This window comes from Massilia sp. ZL223 (assembly GCF_018119395.1).
Taxonomy (GTDB): domain Bacteria; phylum Pseudomonadota; class Gammaproteobacteria; order Burkholderiales; family Burkholderiaceae_D; genus Telluria.
This window is the reverse complement of sequence record NZ_JAGPWD010000011.1, coordinates 42255-59793: the sequence shown is the minus strand read 5'-3', so window position 1 is coordinate 59793 and position 17539 is coordinate 42255. Positions and strand designations below refer to the sequence as shown.

Annotated in this window: 14 protein-coding genes; 2 read left to right on the top strand and 12 right to left on the bottom strand. The window is 68.5% G+C overall.

Annotated features, from left to right (window positions below; all coding sequences use genetic code 11):
• Nucleotides 1-43: 43 nt before the first annotated feature.
• The 8 genes from KBW95_RS09650 to wrbA form a co-directional block, all read right to left on the bottom strand.
• Nucleotides 44-2071 (bottom strand): methyl-accepting chemotaxis protein, encoded by a 2028-nt coding sequence (locus KBW95_RS09650; protein ID WP_211522684.1) that lies wholly within the window; start codon nucleotides 2069-2071, stop codon nucleotides 44-46.
• 198 nt (nucleotides 2072-2269) lie between these two features.
• Complete coding sequence (locus KBW95_RS09645; RefSeq protein WP_211522685.1) at nucleotides 2270-4102, bottom strand: ABC transporter transmembrane domain-containing protein; 1833 nt, start codon at nucleotides 4100-4102, stop codon at nucleotides 2270-2272.
• Between the two features lie 24 nt (nucleotides 4103-4126).
• The gene (locus KBW95_RS09640) at nucleotides 4127-5194 is read right to left on the bottom strand and encodes a lipocalin-like domain-containing protein (RefSeq protein ID WP_211522686.1); all 1068 of its coding nucleotides are present in this window, start codon (nucleotides 5192-5194) and stop codon (nucleotides 4127-4129) included.
• Nucleotides 5195-7744: an FtsX-like permease family protein gene (locus KBW95_RS09635; RefSeq protein ID WP_211522687.1), complete on the bottom strand. Its 2550-nt coding sequence runs from the start codon at nucleotides 7742-7744 to the stop codon at nucleotides 5195-5197.
• Nucleotides 7732-8160 (bottom strand): DUF4124 domain-containing protein, encoded by a 429-nt coding sequence (locus tag KBW95_RS09630; RefSeq protein ID WP_211528120.1) that lies wholly within the window; start codon nucleotides 8158-8160, stop codon nucleotides 7732-7734. The genes KBW95_RS09635 and KBW95_RS09630 overlap by 13 nt, the downstream gene beginning before the upstream one ends.
• 13 nt (nucleotides 8161-8173) lie before the next feature.
• Nucleotides 8174-9583, bottom strand: a complete 1410-nt coding sequence (locus tag KBW95_RS09625; RefSeq protein ID WP_211528119.1) for an FAD-binding oxidoreductase — start codon at nucleotides 9581-9583, stop codon at nucleotides 8174-8176.
• Entirely contained in the window at nucleotides 9576-9974 is a 399-nt protein-coding gene (locus KBW95_RS09620) for a DUF2069 domain-containing protein (RefSeq protein WP_211522690.1), read from the bottom strand. Before KBW95_RS09620 ends, KBW95_RS09625 begins: the two co-directional genes overlap by 8 nt.
• A complete protein-coding gene (wrbA, locus tag KBW95_RS09615) occupies nucleotides 9975-10583 on the bottom strand; it encodes an NAD(P)H:quinone oxidoreductase (RefSeq protein ID WP_211522691.1) in 609 nt (202 codons plus the stop codon). It abuts the gene before it with no gap.
• A gap of 101 nt (nucleotides 10584-10684) precedes the next feature.
• Between wrbA and KBW95_RS09610 the strand changes: the two genes are divergently transcribed.
• Entirely contained in the window at nucleotides 10685-11995 is a 1311-nt protein-coding gene (locus KBW95_RS09610) for a YihY family inner membrane protein (RefSeq protein WP_211522864.1), read from the top strand.
• Here KBW95_RS09610 and KBW95_RS09605 read toward each other — a convergent pair.
• From KBW95_RS09605 to KBW95_RS09595, 3 genes are read right to left on the bottom strand one after another with little or no spacing between them, the layout of a single operon-like run.
• A complete protein-coding gene (locus KBW95_RS09605) occupies nucleotides 11985-12302 on the bottom strand; it encodes a DUF962 domain-containing protein (protein ID WP_211522692.1) in 318 nt (105 codons plus the stop codon). The genes KBW95_RS09610 and KBW95_RS09605 overlap by 11 nt on opposite strands.
• A gap of 22 nt (nucleotides 12303-12324) precedes the next feature.
• The gene (locus KBW95_RS09600; RefSeq protein ID WP_211528118.1) at nucleotides 12325-13140 is read right to left on the bottom strand and encodes an alpha/beta fold hydrolase; all 816 of its coding nucleotides are present in this window, start codon (nucleotides 13138-13140) and stop codon (nucleotides 12325-12327) included.
• A gap of 1 nt (nucleotide 13141) precedes the next feature.
• Complete coding sequence (locus tag KBW95_RS09595; protein ID WP_211522694.1) at nucleotides 13142-14461, bottom strand: O-acetylhomoserine aminocarboxypropyltransferase; 1320 nt, start codon at nucleotides 14459-14461, stop codon at nucleotides 13142-13144.
• 183 nt (nucleotides 14462-14644) lie between these two features.
• On the opposite strand from KBW95_RS09595, the gene KBW95_RS09590 reads away from it, so the two are divergent.
• Nucleotides 14645-15097 (top strand): CBS domain-containing protein, encoded by a 453-nt coding sequence (locus KBW95_RS09590; protein WP_211519930.1) that lies wholly within the window; start codon nucleotides 14645-14647, stop codon nucleotides 15095-15097.
• A gap of 40 nt (nucleotides 15098-15137) precedes the next feature.
• Here the strand turns inward: KBW95_RS09590 and KBW95_RS09585 are convergent, their stop codons facing one another.
• Entirely contained in the window at nucleotides 15138-17405 is a 2268-nt protein-coding gene (locus tag KBW95_RS09585; protein WP_211522695.1) for a bifunctional diguanylate cyclase/phosphodiesterase, read from the bottom strand.
• Between the last annotated feature and the right edge of the window lie 134 nt (nucleotides 17406-17539).

Below are 17539 nucleotides of genomic sequence, written 5' to 3'. Positions count from 1 at the left end.
CGGGCTCCTGGGACAAGAGCCCGCTACTCTACACCTTGCCCGGTCAGCGGGCCAGTGCGGGCCGGCGCGTCGGCGCCAGGGCGGGTTTGCCCGTCTCGCCGTCGTCCGCCAGACGGAACTGGCGCACCGAACGCGCCAGCGCATCGGCCTGCTCGTGCATCGCCGTGGCGGCGGCGCTGGCTTCTTCGACCAGGGCCGCGTTCTGCTGGGTCACGGCGTCCATTTCGCCGATCGCGCGGTTGACGTCCTCGATGCCGCGCGTCTGCTCGTGGCCGGCAGCGCTGATGTCGGCCATGATGTCGGTCACGCGGCCCACGCTGGCCAGCACTTCCTGCATGGTCTGGCCGGCTTCGGCCACCAGGCGGCTGCCGGCGTCGACTTCGCCGTTGGAGGCCTCGATCAGGCCCTTGATCTCCTTGGCGGCGGCCGCGCAGCGCTGGGCCAGGCCGCGCACTTCGTTGGCCACGACCGCGAAGCCGCGTCCTTGCTCTCCGGCGCGCGCGGCTTCCACCGCGGCATTCAGCGCCAGGATGTTGGTCTGGAAGGCGATGCCGTCGATGACCCCGGTGATGTCCGAGATCTTGCGCGAGGCCTGGGTGATCGATTCCATGCGCTCGACCACCTGGGCCACGGTGTCGCCGCCTTTCTGGGCGATGCTGGAGGCCTTGCGCGCCAGCTCGTTGGCCTGGTTCGCATGCTCGGCGTTCTGGCGCACGGTGCCGGTCAGGTCGTCCATCGACGAGGCCGTGGTCGCCAGGCTGGCGGCCTGCTCCTCGGTGCGCTGGCACAGGTCGAGGTTGCCGGCCGAGATTTCCTGCGAGGCGTTGGCGATCTGCTCCGCGCCTTCGCGCACCTGGCCCACCACGCTGGACAGGCGGCCGCCGATGGCGTTCATGGCCTGGGTGAGGGCGCCGATCTCGTCGCGGTGCTTGACGGTGGCCTGGGCGGTCAGGTCGCCCTCGGCGATGCGCCTAGCGACTTCCCGGGCCTGGGCGAGCGGGCGCGAGACGCTGCGGCGAATCACGTAGTGCAGCACGCCGGACAGGATGGCGAGGGACACCAGTCCCAGCAGGATGAAGCGCTTGCGCAGGTCGGAAGCGGCGGCAACGATCTCGTCGCGGTAGGTGCCGCCGGCGATCACCCAGTTCCAGTCCTTCACATGGGCGTAGGCCACGAACTTCTCGCGCGGGCTGGTTTCGCCCGGATTCTGCCAGTCGTAGTTGATGGTGCCGTTCTTCGATTCGAGGATCTGCTTGATGAAGGGGCGGCCGTCGGCGGCGCGGCTGTCGAGGATGTTCTGGCCTTCCTTGGCCGGGTGCACCACCAGTTCGCCGTACTGCTTGCCCGGCGCCGCGTTCAGCACGTAGAAGTAGCCGGTGTCGCCGATCTTGATCGAGCGGATGCGCTCCTTGAGCAGCGCCATGTCCTTGCTGATGTCGACGCCCACGTAGAGCGCGCCGACGATCTTGCCGCTGGCGTCGCGCGCCGGCTCGTACTGGGTGATGGTCGGCTTGCCGAACAGGCTGACCATGCCGATGTAGGTCTTGCCTTCGCGCAGGGCCGCGTAGGCGGGGCTGGCGCGGTCCAGGCTGGTGCCCACGGCGCGCGCGCCGTTTTCCTTCTTGACCGAGGTGCTGACGCGCACGAAATCCTCGCCGTCGAGCACGAAGATGGTGGCGTTGCCGCCGGTCTGCTCGGTGAAGGAGTCGGGGGCGCTGAAGTCGAGGTTGAGCGGGTTGCCGTCGAGCTTGAGGCGCGGCACGGTCTTGCCGTCGATGGTGCCGGTGCTCTCGGTGTCGAGCTCCAGGCTGCCCGGCAGCGAGGCGCGGAAGATGTGGCCGAGGCCCACCGCCTGGCCGCTGACGGTCTTGTTGAACAGTTCGACGGTGCTGGTCACGCCCTTGAGCTCGTTGGCGACGCTCTGCGCCGCGCGCTCTTCCAGCATGCGCGAGGTGGACACCGTGATGGCGCCGACCAGGACAGCGATGATGACACTGACGAGGGTGAAGTTGATGGCGCTGATGCGGGTGCCGACGCTCCAGTTGGCAGGATGATATTTGCTGTTTTTCATAGGCGGGCGCGTTGGTCAAGGGAGAAAGGTGACCATTCATCTTAGCGCGCTAAGTTGTCACTGGGCAACTAAAAACAGCGTTCCGGCAGCCGGATTGTGTCACGCAACAACACACATATGGCTTCGATAAGATATTGAACGAGAATGAAAAACGGCGCACCGCGGTGCGCCGGAATTTACAATTGTGGACTTCGCGTACTAGGCAGCTACGGGCGCGTGCAGCTGGAACTGCAGCGCCGCCAGGTTGGCGTAGACCCCGCCCAGCGCCACCAGTTCGGCATGGCTGCCGGATTCGACGATCCGGCCCTCGTCCAGCACCACGATGCGGTCGGCGCGCTGCACCGTCGCCAGGCGGTGGGCGATGATGATGGTGGTGCGGCCCACCATGGCCGCCTCCAGCGCGCGCTGCACCAGGCGTTCGGATTCCGCGTCGAGGGCGCTGGTGGCTTCGTCGAGCAGCAGCAGCGGCGGGTTCTTGAGCAGGGCGCGCGCGATCGCGATGCGCTGCCGCTGGCCGCCCGACAGGCGCACGCCGCGCTCGCCCAGGAAGGACTCGTAGCCTTCCGGCAGGCGCTCGATGAATTCGTGGGCGGCGGCCATCTTCGCGGCCGCGAACACTTCGGCGTCGCTGGCGTCCGGGCGGCCGTAGCGGATGTTCTCGAGCGCGTTGGCCGAGAAGATCACCGTATCCTGGGGCACGATGCCGATCGCACTGCGCAAGGTGTGCAGTTCCAGGTCGCGGATGTCGACGCCGTCCAGGCGGATGCTGCCGGCTTGCGGATCGTAGAAGCGCAGCAGCAGCTGGAACAGGGTTGTCTTGCCGGCGCCGGAGGGGCCGACCACGGCCACCGTCTCGCCGGCGCGGATGTCCAGGTTCAGGTGCGACAGCGCCGCGCTCTCGGGGCGCGAGGGATAGGCGAAGGTGACGTCGGCCAGGCTCAGGCGGGCGCCGTTGGCGGTGCGCGCCGGCAGCGGGCTGGGATGGGCCGGGTTCTGGATGTCGGAACGGGCCGCCAGCAGCTCCAGCAGGCGCTCGGTGGCGCCGGCCGCGCGCTGGGCGTCGCCCATCACTTCCGACAGCGCGCCCACCGAGCCGGCCACCATCGCGGCGTACAGGATGAACTGGCCCAGGTCGCCGCTGGTCATGGTTCCTTGCAGGACGGCGTGGGCGCCCAGCCACAGCACGAAGACGATGGCGCCGAACACCAGCAGGATCGCCAGCATGGTAAGGGTGGCGCGCGCGCGGATGCGGCGGATCGCGGTGCCGAAGGCGTCTTCCACCGAGGCCCCGAAGCGCTTGGCTTCCTGGGCTTCGTGGGTGAAGGCCTGCACGGTCGGCATGGCGTTGAGGATCTCGCCGGCCAGGGCCGAGGCGTCGGCGATGCGGTCCTGGGAATCGCGCGAGAGCTTGCGCACGCGGCGGCCGAACATCACGATCGGCAGCACCACCAGGACCATGAGCCCGAGGATGATGCTGGTCAGCTTGGGACTGGTCACGAACAGCATCACCAGGCCGCCGGCGAACAGCAGGGTGTTGCGCAGCGCCAGCGAGATGCTGGTGCCGACCACGGTCTGGATCAGCGTGGTGTCGGTGGTCAGGCGCGACAGCACCTCGCCGGTGCGGGTGGTCTCGAAGAATTCGGGGCTTTGCTGCACCACGTGGCGGTACACGGCGCTGCGGATGTCGGCGGTGACGCGTTCGCCCAGCCACGAGACGGTGAAGAAGCGCGCGGCGGTGGCGACGGCCAGCAGCGCGGCCAGCCCGAACAGGGCCAGGAAGGTGGCGTCGACGTGTTCGATATTGCTGCTGCCCCCGCTGCCGGCGATGGCGGGCGCGAAGCCCAGGTCGATCATCTGCTTGAAGGCGGCGGGAATGGCCAGGGTGGCGCCGGCTGCGAACAGCAGCGCGATGCCGGCCAGGATGAACTGGCGGCGGTAGGGACGCAGGAAGGGCAGCAGGCCCTTGAGCGTGGCCAGGCTGCCTTTGCGGGACGGGTCGGAATCCGGATTACTGGTGGAACGCTTGGTCATCGTGTCGCTTATTGTTCTCTCAGGTTACAACTTCATCGGCTGCACATAGCCGGTCATCTCCAGGTAGCCCCGCCCCATGCGCTTGCCGTCGCGCAGGATCGTGACCGCGCCTTCCCAGTAGACCGCGCCGGTCGAACGGCGCGAGTCGAGTTCCTGGTCCGGCTGCAGGGGAAGGATCTGCCAGCGGAGCGGCCCGGTCGCCACCAGGGTGCCGATCGGGTACTCCGCCTGGGTGCGGGGCGATTTCCAGCGCGTCTGCGGGGTGAAACTGACCTCGTCGGGCGCGTAGCGCGTCACTTTTCCCGACGCCTCGCGCACGGTCGCGTGCGCCCATAGTTTACCACCTCCCTTGGCGCGGATCTGGAAAGCCATCAGGGCGCCGCCGCCGTCGAGGTTGGCGCCGATCCAGTCCCAGCCCGAAGCGTCCGGCATCAGGGCTTCGCTCGACCATTCGTGATCGAGCCAGGCGCTCCCTTTGACCGCCACCGGCGCCATGCCGGCGCGGCCGGCAGTGCCGCTGACTTCCAGGTGGGGTTCGCTGTAGTAGTAGCTCGCATGCCGGGGGCTCGGACCCTTGCGCGAATAGCCGCCTTCGCCCTGGACCAGCACCGGCTGGGTGGGGCGCAGGCGCAGCTCCAGGTTGAGTTCTCCGGAGCGGATGGTGACGCGGTAGCCGCCTGCGGCGTCGCGCACCATGCGCCAGTCGTCCAGCTTGAGGTCGGTGTTGCCGGTGCGCGCCCAGGCCAGCCCGAAGCCTTCGCGCGCGCTGCGCTGGTCGTGCACCAGGCGGCCGACCGAGGGATCGGACAGGGCGGCATGGCCGATTACCAGCTGGCGCGGGGCGAAGGCGCTGGGATTGTTCGGATCGTGCTCGGTACGGCTGCGGAAGAAGGTCACCTGGAAGCCGAGCGGCTTGCGTTCGGGCGTCTCGAGCCAGCCGGTGACATACCACCACTCGGTGCGGAATTCCGGGTGCGCCCCGTAGTCGCGCGGGAAGGACAGCGCGCTGCCCGGCGTGACGGCGGCGAAGTTCGGCGGGGCGGCGTGGCAGAGCTGGGCCAGGAACAGCATCAGAACAAGGGTGAAGCGCATTTACCAGTCCTCCCTGACTGCGCGCACCGGACCTGCCGAGAGCGCATAACGGCCCGACACCAGCGCGGTGGCGACCGAGGCGGCGACCAGCACGGCAGCGACGCTACCCAGCAGCGGCCAGGGCAGGTGCAGTTGCATGGTCCAATGGAACGATTGCGGATTGACGACGTAGACCAGGATCAGGCTGATCACCAAACCGAGTGCGAAACCGGCGGCCACGCCGAGCATCGTCAGCAGGCCGCCTTCGAAGGCGAGCAGCTTGTACACCTGGCCGCGCGTGACGCCGACGTGGCGCAGCATGCCGAATTCGCGCGCCCGCGCCAGGGTCTGGGCCGAGAAGCTGGCGGCCACGCCGGACAGGCCGATGGCGATCGCGATGGCTTCCAGCAGGTAGGTGACGGCGAAGCTGCGGTCGAAGATCCTGAGGCTCATCTCGCGAATGTCGCCGGGTCGCATCATCTGCAGGAAGGCGCCGAAAGGCAGGGCGCGCACCCCCTGCTCGAGCTGGTCGACAGAAGCGCCGCGCGCGGCCCACAGGGCGGCGTCGGTCACCTCGCCTTCGCCGGTGAGCGCGCGGTAGTCGCCCAAACGCATCACGATGGAACCCGACTGGTTGGCATAGTCGCGCCAGACCCCGGCCACGAAGAACTCCACCGTGGCCCCGCCCAGCGGCACGCGCAGCGTCCCAGCGACGCGGGCTCCGTACAGGTCGAGCATGGCCTCGGAGACCCAGGCGGGGCGCGCGCCGGCCGGCGCGGTGGCGGAATCGCCGACCAGGTAGAGCAGCCGGCCCGGATCGCGGGCATCGATGTCGCGCGCGATCACGACCACCGGCGGGCGCGCCGGGTCGAGCGTGACGCGCCGGGTGCGCAGGAACTGGGCCTGGGCCACGCCCGGCGCGGCGGCCAGGGCGGCCTGCTGTGCGGGACTCAGGAAGCCCGTGTTGCCGCCTGCGGCGGTGCGCACGTAGAGGTCGGCCGGCAGGATGTGGCCCATCCAGTCGTCGACCGACACGCGGAAGCTGGCTACCATGATGCCCATGGCGACCATCAGGCTGAAGCTGGCGAGCACGCCGCCCAGGGCGATCGAGGCCTGGCCGGGCGCGTTGGCCAGGCGGGCAAGCGAGAGCGTCAACACGGGCGGTGCACTGGGCCTGCGCACGACAAGGCGTTCCAGCACGCGGAAAGTCACGGCGGCAAAGCGCGGCATCAGGCCGATGCCGCCGATCAGCAGCAGCGCGATGGCGAAGTAGCCGAACAGCGGCAGTTCGAATACCGGCGGCGCGAAGGCGAAAGCGGCCGCCAGCAGCAGGCACAGGACCGAGGGCCAGACACGCGCCAGCCTGGATAGCGCGCCTTCGTCGGCGCCCGACTTGATGGCGACCGCGGGACGGGCGCGCGCCGCTTCCAGCGCCGGCATGGCGCAGCCCAGCAGGGCGACGCCGAGGCCGAGGGCGAAGAAGACGAAGGCCGCGACCGGCGTAAACTGCACTTGCGGCCGGATGCCGGGGAAGTAGCCGGCGCCCAGGTCGCCGCCGAAGTAATGCAGGGCCGCGGCGGCCAGTCCGTAGCCGGCGGCCACGCCCAGCAGGGCCCCGGCGACGCCCAGGCTGCCGCCTTCGAGCAGCACCTGGCGCAGCAACTGGCCGCGCGCCAAGCCCAGCACGCGCAGCAGCGCGAACTGGCTGCGCCGCCGCATCACCGACAGGGCCTGGGTCGAGAACACCAGGAACGCGCCGGTGAACAGGGCGACCAGGGCCAGCACGGTCAGGTTGACGCGGTAGGCGCGGCTCATGTTGTCGGTGCGGCTGGCCTGGTTCTCGTCGTTCGGCTGGCCGACCGTGTAGCGGTTCGGGAAGTCGCGGTCCAGCTCCGCCGCGAGCTGCCGCTGGAAGGCGGCGCGGTCGACGCCGTCGCGCAGTTTCAGGTCCACGCGCGAGAGCTGGCCCAGACGCTGGAAGCGCCACTGCAGGGCGCCGATGTCCATGACCGCGATGCGCTGGCCGGCGCGGGCGCGCTGGATCGGGCCAGCCACGCGCAAGGCCAGGTCGCCGGTGCCGGCGCGCAGGGTGAGCATATCGCCCGTCTTGAGGCCCAGCCAGGCCTGTGCGGCGGGCGACAGGAATACGGCGTCGTCGGCCAGCACGTCGGTCACGCGGCCTTCCGAGGCCACGCCCACCAGGTCGGGAGCGATGAAGCCGGCCCGGAAGGCGTCGATGCCGATGATGCGCAAGGCGCCTTCGCGGCCGGCGATGCCGGCAGAGACTTCGAGTACGGGAGACGCCACCGCCACCAGCGGATGGCTCGCCAGGCGCGGATAGACGGCTTCGTCGAACAGGGGTTCGCGGCCCGCCACCTGGATGTCGGCCTGGCCGGACAGGCTCTTGACGGCGGCGGAGAATTCGTTGAACGCGGCGGCGTTGATGAGGTGGATGGCGAAACCCATCGCCACCCCGACGGCAATCGCGGCCACCGCCACCAGCGCGCGCACCGGATGGGCGCGCCATTCGCCGAGCAGCAGCCAGCGTGACAGGATCGTCAGGCCGGGCATTCCACCGCCAGGGCCTCGGCCTGGCGCCGCGCCTTGATGCGCGCCGCCTCCAGGGCCGCGCCGGTGCTGCGCCGCGCGTCTTCCTCGGCCCACCGCTGATTGAGACGGAGCTTGTCGCAGCGGCGGCGCATGCTAGCGGCTTCGCGGCGCGCGCGTACCGCCTCGCGCTCCTCACGCAGTTCCCTGGTCACGCGCGCCTTCTCAAGTTCCAGCAAGGCGGCGCGGTCCCGCTCCAGGCGCGCCGAAGCGTCGGGATCGGGCGCGGGCGCTTCCGGCACCGCCAGCACGCTCGCCGCATGGCCGCAAGGCCGGTCGCCATAACTGATCCGGCCGCCTTCGCTGCATTTGTAGACGGGGTCCGCCGCCGCGGCGTGGCACACGATGCAGGCGGTCAGGATGGGTAGGTGTCGCAACATGTCGCTCTCCTGGTCAAAGAATTTTGCCAGGGTTCATAATGCCGAGCGGGTCCAGCGCGGCTTTGACGGCACGCATCATGTCCAGTTCGACCGGCGACTTGGTGCGCGCCAGTTCCTCGCGCTTGAGCGCGCCGATGCCGTGTTCCGCCGAGATCGAGCCCCCGAAGCTGGCCACGCTGTCGTGCACGATGCGGTTGACCACGTCCTGGTGCTGGAGGAAGGCGTCGTGGCCGCTGCCGCCCGGAGGCGCCACGTTGTAGTGCAGGTTGCCGTCGCCCAGGTGGCCGAAGGTGACCAGCTGGCAGCCCGGGAAGGCCTGCAGCAGGGCCGCGTCGGTGCGCGCGATGAAGTCCGGGATGCTCGACACCGGCAGCGAGATGTCGTGCTTGATGTTCTTGCCGGCCGCCGCCTGGGCCAGCGGAATGTGCTCGCGCAGTTGCCACAGGCCGAGGGTCTGGGCGCCGGACGTCGCCAGCACCGCGTCGCGCGCGACGCCGCTGTCGAGGGCGGCCCCGACGCTCGATTCCAGCAGCGCGGCTGCATGGTCTTCCGACTCGTTGCTCGACAGTTCCACCAGCGCGTACTGCGGGTAGCGCGCCGCGAAGGGATGGCGCAGCTTGGGAAAATGGGTCTCGACCAGCTGCAGGCAGAAGTCCGACATCAGTTCGAAGCCTGTCAGCGCGGCCCCGCACTGGTCCTGCAGCAGGCCGAGCAAGGTCAGCGCGTGGCGCGGCGATTCGAGCGCGACCAGGGCGCTGAGCGCCGCCTTCGGCTGGGGGTAGAGCTTGAGCACGGCGGCCGTGATGACGCCCAGCGTGCCTTCGGCGCCGATGAACAGGTCGCGCAGGTCGTAGCCGGTATTGTCCTTGCGCAGGCCGCGCAAGCCGTTCCAGATCTCGCCCTGGGCCGTGACCACTTCCAGGCCCAGGCACAGTTCGCGCGTGTTCCCGTAGCGCAGGACGGCGGTGCCGCCGGCATTGGTCGCCAGGTTGCCGCCGATGGTGCAGCTGCCTTCGGCCGCCAGCGACAAGGGGAACAGCATGCCGGCATTCGAGGCCGCCTGCTGGACGTCGTAGAGGATGCAGCCGGCTTCCACGGTCATGGTGCGGTTGGCGGCATCGACGGCGCGCACGCGGTTCAGGCGCCGCAGGGAGAGCACGATGGCCGATCCGCTGGCGTCCGGCACGCTGCCCAGCACCAGGCCGGTGCGCCCGCCCTGCGGCACGACCGGCGTGCGGCTGGCGGCGCAGGCGCGCACCACGGCGGCGACTTCCTCGGTGTTCGCGGGCAGCGCCACGGCGCGGGCGCGTCCGGTGAAGCGGCCGCGCCAGTCGGTAAGAAAGGGCGCCATGTCGGCCTGCTCGCCGAAGACGTGGGCGTCGCCGACGATGGCGCGGCATTGCGCCAGCAGCGCATCAGTCATGCGGCACTTTGACCTTGTCGAGCAATTCCTTGGCCAGGCGCCGGGCTTCCTTCTTGAACGGGTGCAGGTAGAGCAGGGCGCAGGCGAAGTACACCAGCACCAGCGCCACCTCGCCCATGGCCATGATGCGCGAGGCTTCGAGCTGGTCGGCCCAGGCGCGCACGGCGCCTTCGGCGAAGTACACGAGGATCATCATCGACGACCATTGCAGGGTGTACAGGTCGCGCTTGATGACCCCGCGCAGCGGCAGCAGCAGCGGCAGGGCCTTCAGCGCCAGCAGCCAGCTGCCCGGCTGCAGGGGCGCCACGACGACTTCCCAGGCCACCAGCCAGCCGATCAGCCAGATCAGGCTGGCGATGGCGCCGGTATGGAAGAGTTTTGCGGTATTCATTCAGCGCGTTCCATGCAGTTTGACGGCGGCCTCGGCGAGGCGCCGCCCGAGCGCGACCGAGAGGCTGCGCTCGTCCTCGGTCAGCGCGCGCTTGCCGTCGACGCCGGCCCAGTGGGTCGCGCCGTAGGGGCTGCCGCCGCTGGCGGTGTTCATCAGTTCCGGATGGGTGTAGGGCAAGCCCATCACCAGCATACCGTGGTGCAACAACGGGATCATCATCGAGAGCAGGGTCGCCTCCTGGCCGCCGTGCAGGCTGCCGGTGGAGGTGAACACGACCGCCGGCTTGCCGGACAGCGTGCCGTTGACCCATTCGGTGGCGGTACCGTCGAGGAAGTATTTCATCGCCGAGGCCATGTTGCCGAAGCGGGTGGGGGAACCCAGCGCCAGCCCGGCGCAGTCGGCCAGGTCCTCGAGTTCGACATAGGGCGCGCCGTTCGCCGGAATGTCCGGCTCGGTGGCTTCGGCCACGGTGGAGACCGCGGGCACGGTGCGCAGGCGCGCCTCGGCGCCAGGGATGCTGTCGATGCCCTGGGCGATCAGTTCGGCCAGCTTGCGCGTGGCCCCATGGCGCGAGTAGTACAACACGAGGATGGTCAGGTTCCGGTTCATCGTTGGTATTATAGAATGCTTTGCTGAAATATCACCCCGCACACAGACCAGCGACTATGCTTTCCAGGACCGTCCACCATCTTTCACGAACCACCAGCGGGATGTTCAACGTCAGCGTCGATCGCGTGCGCGGCCTGACCTGGGCGGAGGCGCGCGACCTGGTGCGCTTCGCGCGCCGGCGCCTGACCGAGGAAAAGCTGCCCCAGGTGGCGGGCAGCCTGACCTTCACCACCACCCTGGCCCTGGTACCGCTGCTCACAATCGTCCTGGCCATTTTTACCACGTTTCCGGTCTTCGGTCAGTTGCGCACAGCCCTCGATACCTGGTTCGTGCAGACCCTGATGCCCAAGGCCATCGCCAGCACCATCAGTTCCAACCTGACCCAGTTCGCCAGCAAGGCCAAGGGCCTGTCGGTGGTGGGCGCCGTGGCCCTGCTGTTCACCACGGCGGCGATGATGGGCATGATCGAACGCGCCTTCAACCAGATATGGGGCGTGCGCCGGCCGCGCAAGCTGTCCCAGCGCATCCTGATCTACTGGGCGCTGGTGTCGCTGGGCCCGATGCTGTTCGGCCTGTCGCTGACCGCCACTTCGCAGCTGTTCAGCGTGACCAAGGCCGTGCCTTTCGTCGGCGCGCTGTTCTATACCCTGGTGTCGGTGGCCTTGACGACCGGCGCTTACACCTTGCTCTACATCACAGTGCCGAACCGCTCGGTCGACTGGCGCGACGCCGTCTGGGGCGGGCTGGCCGCGGCGATCGCCTTCGAAGTCGCCAAGCGCGTCTTCGCCCTGTTCATCAGCAAGTTCCCGACCTACGCCATCATCTACGGCGCGCTGGCGGCCTTGCCGCTGTTCCTGATCTGGATGTACGTGTCCTGGCTGATCACCCTGGTCGGCGCTGTCCTGACGGCGGCGCTGCCGGTGGTCAAGTACGAACGCTGGTGGTACCAGCCGGCGCCCGGCAGCGCCTTTGTCGACGCCATGGCGGTGCTGAAGGTGCTGTACGGCAGCTCTCAGGTGACCGGCACGGCCCTGGTGTCGAGTGCGACGATCCGCGCGCATACGCGGATCGGCTACGACGAGATGGGCATGCTGCTGGAGAAGATGGTGGCGGCCGGCTGGGTCGGGCGGGTACAGGACGACCTGTCTGCCCGCACGCGCTGGGGACGTGGGGTGCGCGAGAACGCGGACAACTGGGTGCTCCTGATCGATCCGTGCAAGCTGCGCGTGGCCGATGTCTACCGCCTGTTCGTGTTCGACCACAGCGGCGCCGAGGCGGTCAAGCGCGACGAACCCCAGCCGGATACGCCGCTGGCGGTCGATACCGTGCAGCTCGCCCGGCAGGTGGAACAGGCCGTCGAACAGGGCCTGGACCAGACCCTGGACCAGCACTTCCAGGCAACTACCAGCTGAGCTTGCCTGTCAGCATCTGCCAGTACATCACCCAGTCGGCCCGGAACGAATACCAGGGGTAGTCGAAGGTGGCCGGCCGGTTCTTTTCGAAGAAGAAATGGCCGATCCAGGCCCCGCCGTAGCCGGAGACGAAGGCGAACAGCAGCCACCACCAGTTCATGCTGTCGATGAACTGGGCGATGGCCGCGATCGCCGACGAGGTGCCGAAGAAATGCGCCCGCCTGCAGCGCCGGTCTTCGTGCTGGCTCAGGTAGTAGGGATAGAACTCCGCGAAGCTGGCGAAGCGTGCGCGTGCAGGGGCGGTCATGGCGGGGTCTCCTCGTTCCTTTTCAGGTCGCGTAGGCGGAGGCCGCAAACCCGGCGAGTGCGTCCAGCACCGCATCGGGCGCTTCGGTCATCAGGGAGTGGCCGGCTTCCACGGTGACGATTGTGCCATGCTTGACTGCGCCGGTCAGCAGTTTCGCGGAACGCGCCGGCGTCATCATGTCCTTGCTGCCCAGGATGAACAGGGCCGGGCAGGCGATGCCGGCGGCCGCCGCTTCGCCGTTGGCGTAGTTGTTGCAGGCGGCGAAGTCCGTGTAGAAAAGCTGCTCGGGGTTGCGCGCCGACATGCGCTGCATCAGGCGGCGCGCGCCGCCCATCACCGAGAAGCCGGGGCCGGGGCAGGATGGCTTGTGCGCCATCGACGAGTGCGAAAAGATGTTGACCATGTCGATCGCCGCCTCCTCGTTGCTGCGCGAAGTTTCGAGCAGGGCCTCGGACACCTTCATCGGATAGGCCGTGCCCAGCAGGGCCAGGCCGGCGGCCTTTGCCGGCGCACGGTGCGCCGCTTCCAGCGCGATCAGCGAACCCATGCTGTGGCCGCCCAGGATGGCCCGCTGCACGCCGGCGGCGTCGAGGAGGGCCAGCAGCCAGTCGGCCATGGCCTCCACGCTGGTCAGGGCCGGGCCGGCGCTGCGGCCGTGGCCGGGGAGGTCCGGGACCAGCACCGCGTGGCCGTGGTGGGCCAGGTAGCGGCTCTGCAGTCCCCACACGGAATGGTCGTTCTGGGCGCCGTGCACCAGAACGATGGCGGGCAGGGCGGCATCGAACACCTTGCGGCCGGTGTAGCAGTAGGCCTGCTTGCCTTGTACGTCGAGCAGCATCTCAGGCTCCTTTCTGGGCCAGCTTCAGGCCGCGCTTGAGGTCTTCGATCAGGTCGGCCGGATCTTCCAGGCCCACCGACAGGCGCATAGTCCCCTCGGTGATGCCGGAGGCGGCCAGCTGTTCGGCCGGCACGCGGAAGTGGGTGGTGGAAGCCGGATGGATGACCAGCGACTTGGCGTCGCCCACGTTGGCCAGGTGCGAGAACAGCTGCAGGCCGTCCGCGAAACGGCGGCCAGCGGCGCGGTCGCCCTTCAGGTTGAAGGTGAACACGGCGCCGCAACCTTTCGGCAGCAGGCGCTGGGCCAGCGCGTGGTCCGGGTGGCTGTCGAGCTCGGGATACGACACCGACTCGACCATCGGGTGCGACAGCAGGAACTCGACCACGCGGCGGGTGTTGGCGACATGGCGGTCCATGCGCAGGCCCAGGGTCTCGATGCCCTGCAGGATGGCGAAGGCGTTGTGCGGGCTCATGGCCGCGCCGAAGTCGCGCAGGCCCTCCCGGCGCGCGCGCAGGGCGAAGGCGCCGACCGTCGATTCCTCGGCGAACACCATGCCGTGGAAACCGTCATAGGGTTCGCACAGCTCCGGGAAGCGTCCGCTGCGCTCGTGCGCGGCTTGCCAGTCGAAGGTGCCGCCATCCACCAGCAATCCGCCGATGGCGGTGCCGTGGCCGCACAGGAACTTGGTAGCGGAGTGGAACAGCAGGTCGGCGCCCAGGTCGAAGGGGCGCTGCAAATAAGGCGTGGTGAAGGTCGCATCGACCATCAGCGGCAGGTCGTGCTCGTGGGCGATGGCGGCAATCGCCGGGATGTCGAGCACGTCAAGGCCCGGGTTGCCCAGGGTTTCGCCGAACAGGATCCTGGTAGTTGGCCGGATCGCGGCGCGCCAGGCGTCCAGGTCGCGCGGATCGACGAAGGTGGTCTCGATGCCGAAGCGTTTCAGGGTGTAGGACAGCAGGTTGTGCGAGCCGCCGTACAGGGCGCGCGAGGCGACGATGTGCGATCCGGCGCCGGCGATGGTCGCCAGGCCCAGGTGCATCGCGGCCTGGCCGCTGGCCGTGGCGATGCCCGCCACGCCGCCTTCGAGCGCGGCGATGCGCTCTTCCAGCACGGCATTGGTCGGATTCGAGATGCGCGAATAAACATGGCCGGCGCGCTCCATGTTGAACAGCGCCGCGGCATGGTCGGAGTCGCGGAAGGCGAACGAGGACGTGAAGTGGATCGGGGTGGCACGCGCGCCGGTGGCCGGGTCGGCCGTGGCGCCCGCGTGCAGGGAGAGGGTGTCGAAACCAGGATATTGGGGACCGCGCGGACCGCTCATCGCTTGAACTCATCGGGAGTGAAGATGGCGGGCATCCTAGCATTTATTTAATTTTGCGCAACTAGTTGTCTATGCGTGCTGGCGCTTCGCTGGATTTTTTGACTGGCATCAGCTACAGTCGGAGTTATGCCTTATACAAAAGTATCTTCTAGCGCTCTTCTCAACGAAACCGGGGTGGCCAACATGAAAGTCTCCGAGATCCTGCAGGTCAAGGGTGAGGTCCTGTACACCGTAGCGCCCGACACGCCGCTGGTCGACGCGGCAACCACGATGTCCGAGAAGGACATCGGTTCGCTGGTCGTGATGGAATACGGCGATCTGGTCGGCATGCTGACCTTCCGCGAAGTGATCAAGGCGCTGCGCGAAAACGGCGGCTCCCTGGGCGCGGGCACCGTGCGCAAGCACATGGACGACAGCCCGATCACCGTCACGCCGGACACCGAAGTCAACGAGGTGCGCCGCATCATGCTGGAGAAGCATGCGCGCTACCTGCCGGTGATGAATGCCCGCACCCTGCTGGGCGTGATCTCGTTCTACGACGTGGCCAAGGCCGTGCTGGAAGCCCAGAGCTTCGAGAACCGCATGCTCAAGGCCTACATCCGCGACTGGCCGGCCGAAGAAACCGCCACGGATTAAGCGTCGAGCTCGGGTTGGCGGCTGTGCCGCCGGTCCTGTATCAAGCAGCGCGATTCGGCGCCTGCTGTTTCAGCCATGCCTGGAGATCTTCCGGGCTGAGCGGCCGCGAGAACAGGTAACCCTGCGCCAACGGGCACCCCAGCTGGCGCAGGATCTGCGCCTGGCGCTCGTCCTCCACCCCTTCCGCGATCACCGACAAGCCCAGGTTGCGTCCCAGCTGCACCACCATCTCGGCGATGCTGCTGCCGCGCGCCGAGCCCGTGATCTCGGTGACGAAGGCGCGGTCGATCTTGAGCCGGTCCACCTGCAGGCGCTGCAGGTGCGACAGGGACGAGAAGCCGGTGCCGAAATCGTCGATCGCGATCGACACCCCGGTGCGCTTGACCTGGGCCAGCTTTTCCACCAGCAGGGCCGGTTCTTCCATGGCCATCGATTCCGTGATCTCGAGTTCGATGAACTCGGGCGGCGCGCCGGTATCCTCCAGAGCGCGGCCCAGCATCTCGAGGAAGTGCGGATGGCGGAACTGGACCTGGGACACGTTCACCGACATCGTGAAGTCCAGGTGCCCGGCCTGGCGCAGGCGCATCAGCTCCGCGCAGGCCTGGCGCAGCACCCATTCCCCGATCTCGACGATCAGGCCGGAATATTCGGCGATCGGAATGAAACGGTCCGGCGGCACCAGGCGGCCGTCATCAAGCCGCCAGCGCAGCAGCGCCTCGGCGCCGAAGGGGCGGTTGGCGCCCAGGTCGACCTGGGGCTGGTAGGCCAGGAACAGCTGGCCGTGCTGGAAGCCGCTGCGCAGCGCGTGCATCATGCGCACCCGCTCGCGGATCTCGACCCCCATGCTGCGCGAGAAATAGAAATGGCCGGCGCGCTGCTGCGACTTGGCGCGCTTGAGGGCGATGTCGGCATCCTTGAGCGCGTCCGCGCCGCTGCCGTCATGCTCGCCCAGGCGCACCAGGCCCAGGGTGGCCGACACCTGCACGTCCTGGCCGTCGATCTGGAAGGGTTCGCGGAACAGTGCCTGGATCGGCGCCGGCTGGACCGCCGCGGCGTCGCCCAGCACGCAGAAGATGTCGCCGCCGATGCGCGCCACCTGCAGCCCCGCGTCCAGGCGCGATTTCAGGCGCCGCCCGACCGCGACCAGCAGCAGGTCGCCGAACAGGTGGCCGAGCGCGTCGTTGATTTCCGCAAAGTGGTCGAGGTCGACCAGGGCCAGGATCGCCTGGCCCCGTTCCGGCGCGGCCAGGGTGGCGTCGATCAGCTCCACCATGCGGGTGCGGTTGGGCAGGCAGGTGAGGGGATCGTGGAAGGCGGCCTGGTTCAGGCGGCTCACCAGTTCGACGTTGTCGAGACTGACCGCCACCAGGCCGGCGAAGACCTGCAGCAGGCGCTGCTCGGTGTCGCCGATGCTGCGGTCGAGCGGCACGCAGGCCACGAAATCGCGCCCCGTCTTGCCGGGGAAGTACAGGGTCAGCAGGCCGTCGTCGACCATGCCGCGGCGCGTGACCATGGTGCGTTCGATGGCGAGGGCCAGGTGGCCGCCGCGCTGTCCGCCGAGCTCGCGGCCGTCGAGGTGGCGGCAGGCGCCGCTCGCGGCCACCGCGTGCAGCACGTCGGGGTGGGCATGGCCGGTTTCGCGCACGCACAGCACGCCTTCCGGCGGCTGGCCGAGCAGGCGCCCGAGCTGCTCGAGGATGCCGACCGCGACGTCGCGCACGCCGTGCAGCGCCATCAGCTCGGCGCCGGCGGCGACGATGCGCTCCAGCCCCAGGCGGTTCTCGTCCAGCGCGCGGATCTGCTGGTAGGAGCGGATCGCGGCCGCGACCGTCGTGTACAGCTTGGTGCGGGTCAGCTCGGACTTGGTGCGGTAATCGTTGATGTCGTAGCCGCGGATGGCGTCCATCTCGGGTGCGTAGCCGGGCTGGCCGGTGCGCAGGATGATGCGGACATCCGTCAGGCCGAGTTCGTGGCGGATGCGGCGCACCAGCGCCAGGCCGGCGTCGGCGCTTTCCATCACCACGTCGAGCAGCACGACGGCGATGTCGGGTTCGCGGCGCAGCAATTCGAAGGCCTCGGCCGCCGAATAGGCGTGCAGGAAGCTCAGCGGCCGGCCCTGCATCTCCACATTGTCCAGCGCGAAGGTCGTGGTCGAGTGCACGTCGGCATCGTCGTCCACCACCAGGATGCGCCAGGCGGCACGGGGAGCGCTTGCCGAACCGTCGTCCGCCTCGTCGGCGAAAACGAGGTCGTCATGGCTCATGGGCACGTCCTTCAAGGCGCCCGAAGGCGTCATCGATGCGGGCATGTATTACTTCTCCAGGTTGCTCGGCATGTGATCGGGCCAGTATAAAGGTAATTTCCCACAAGAAAATCACCAATTCCCCCATCTGCATAAAATATATCCCAAAAGCAACGAGTTTTACGGCAAGGCAACATGGA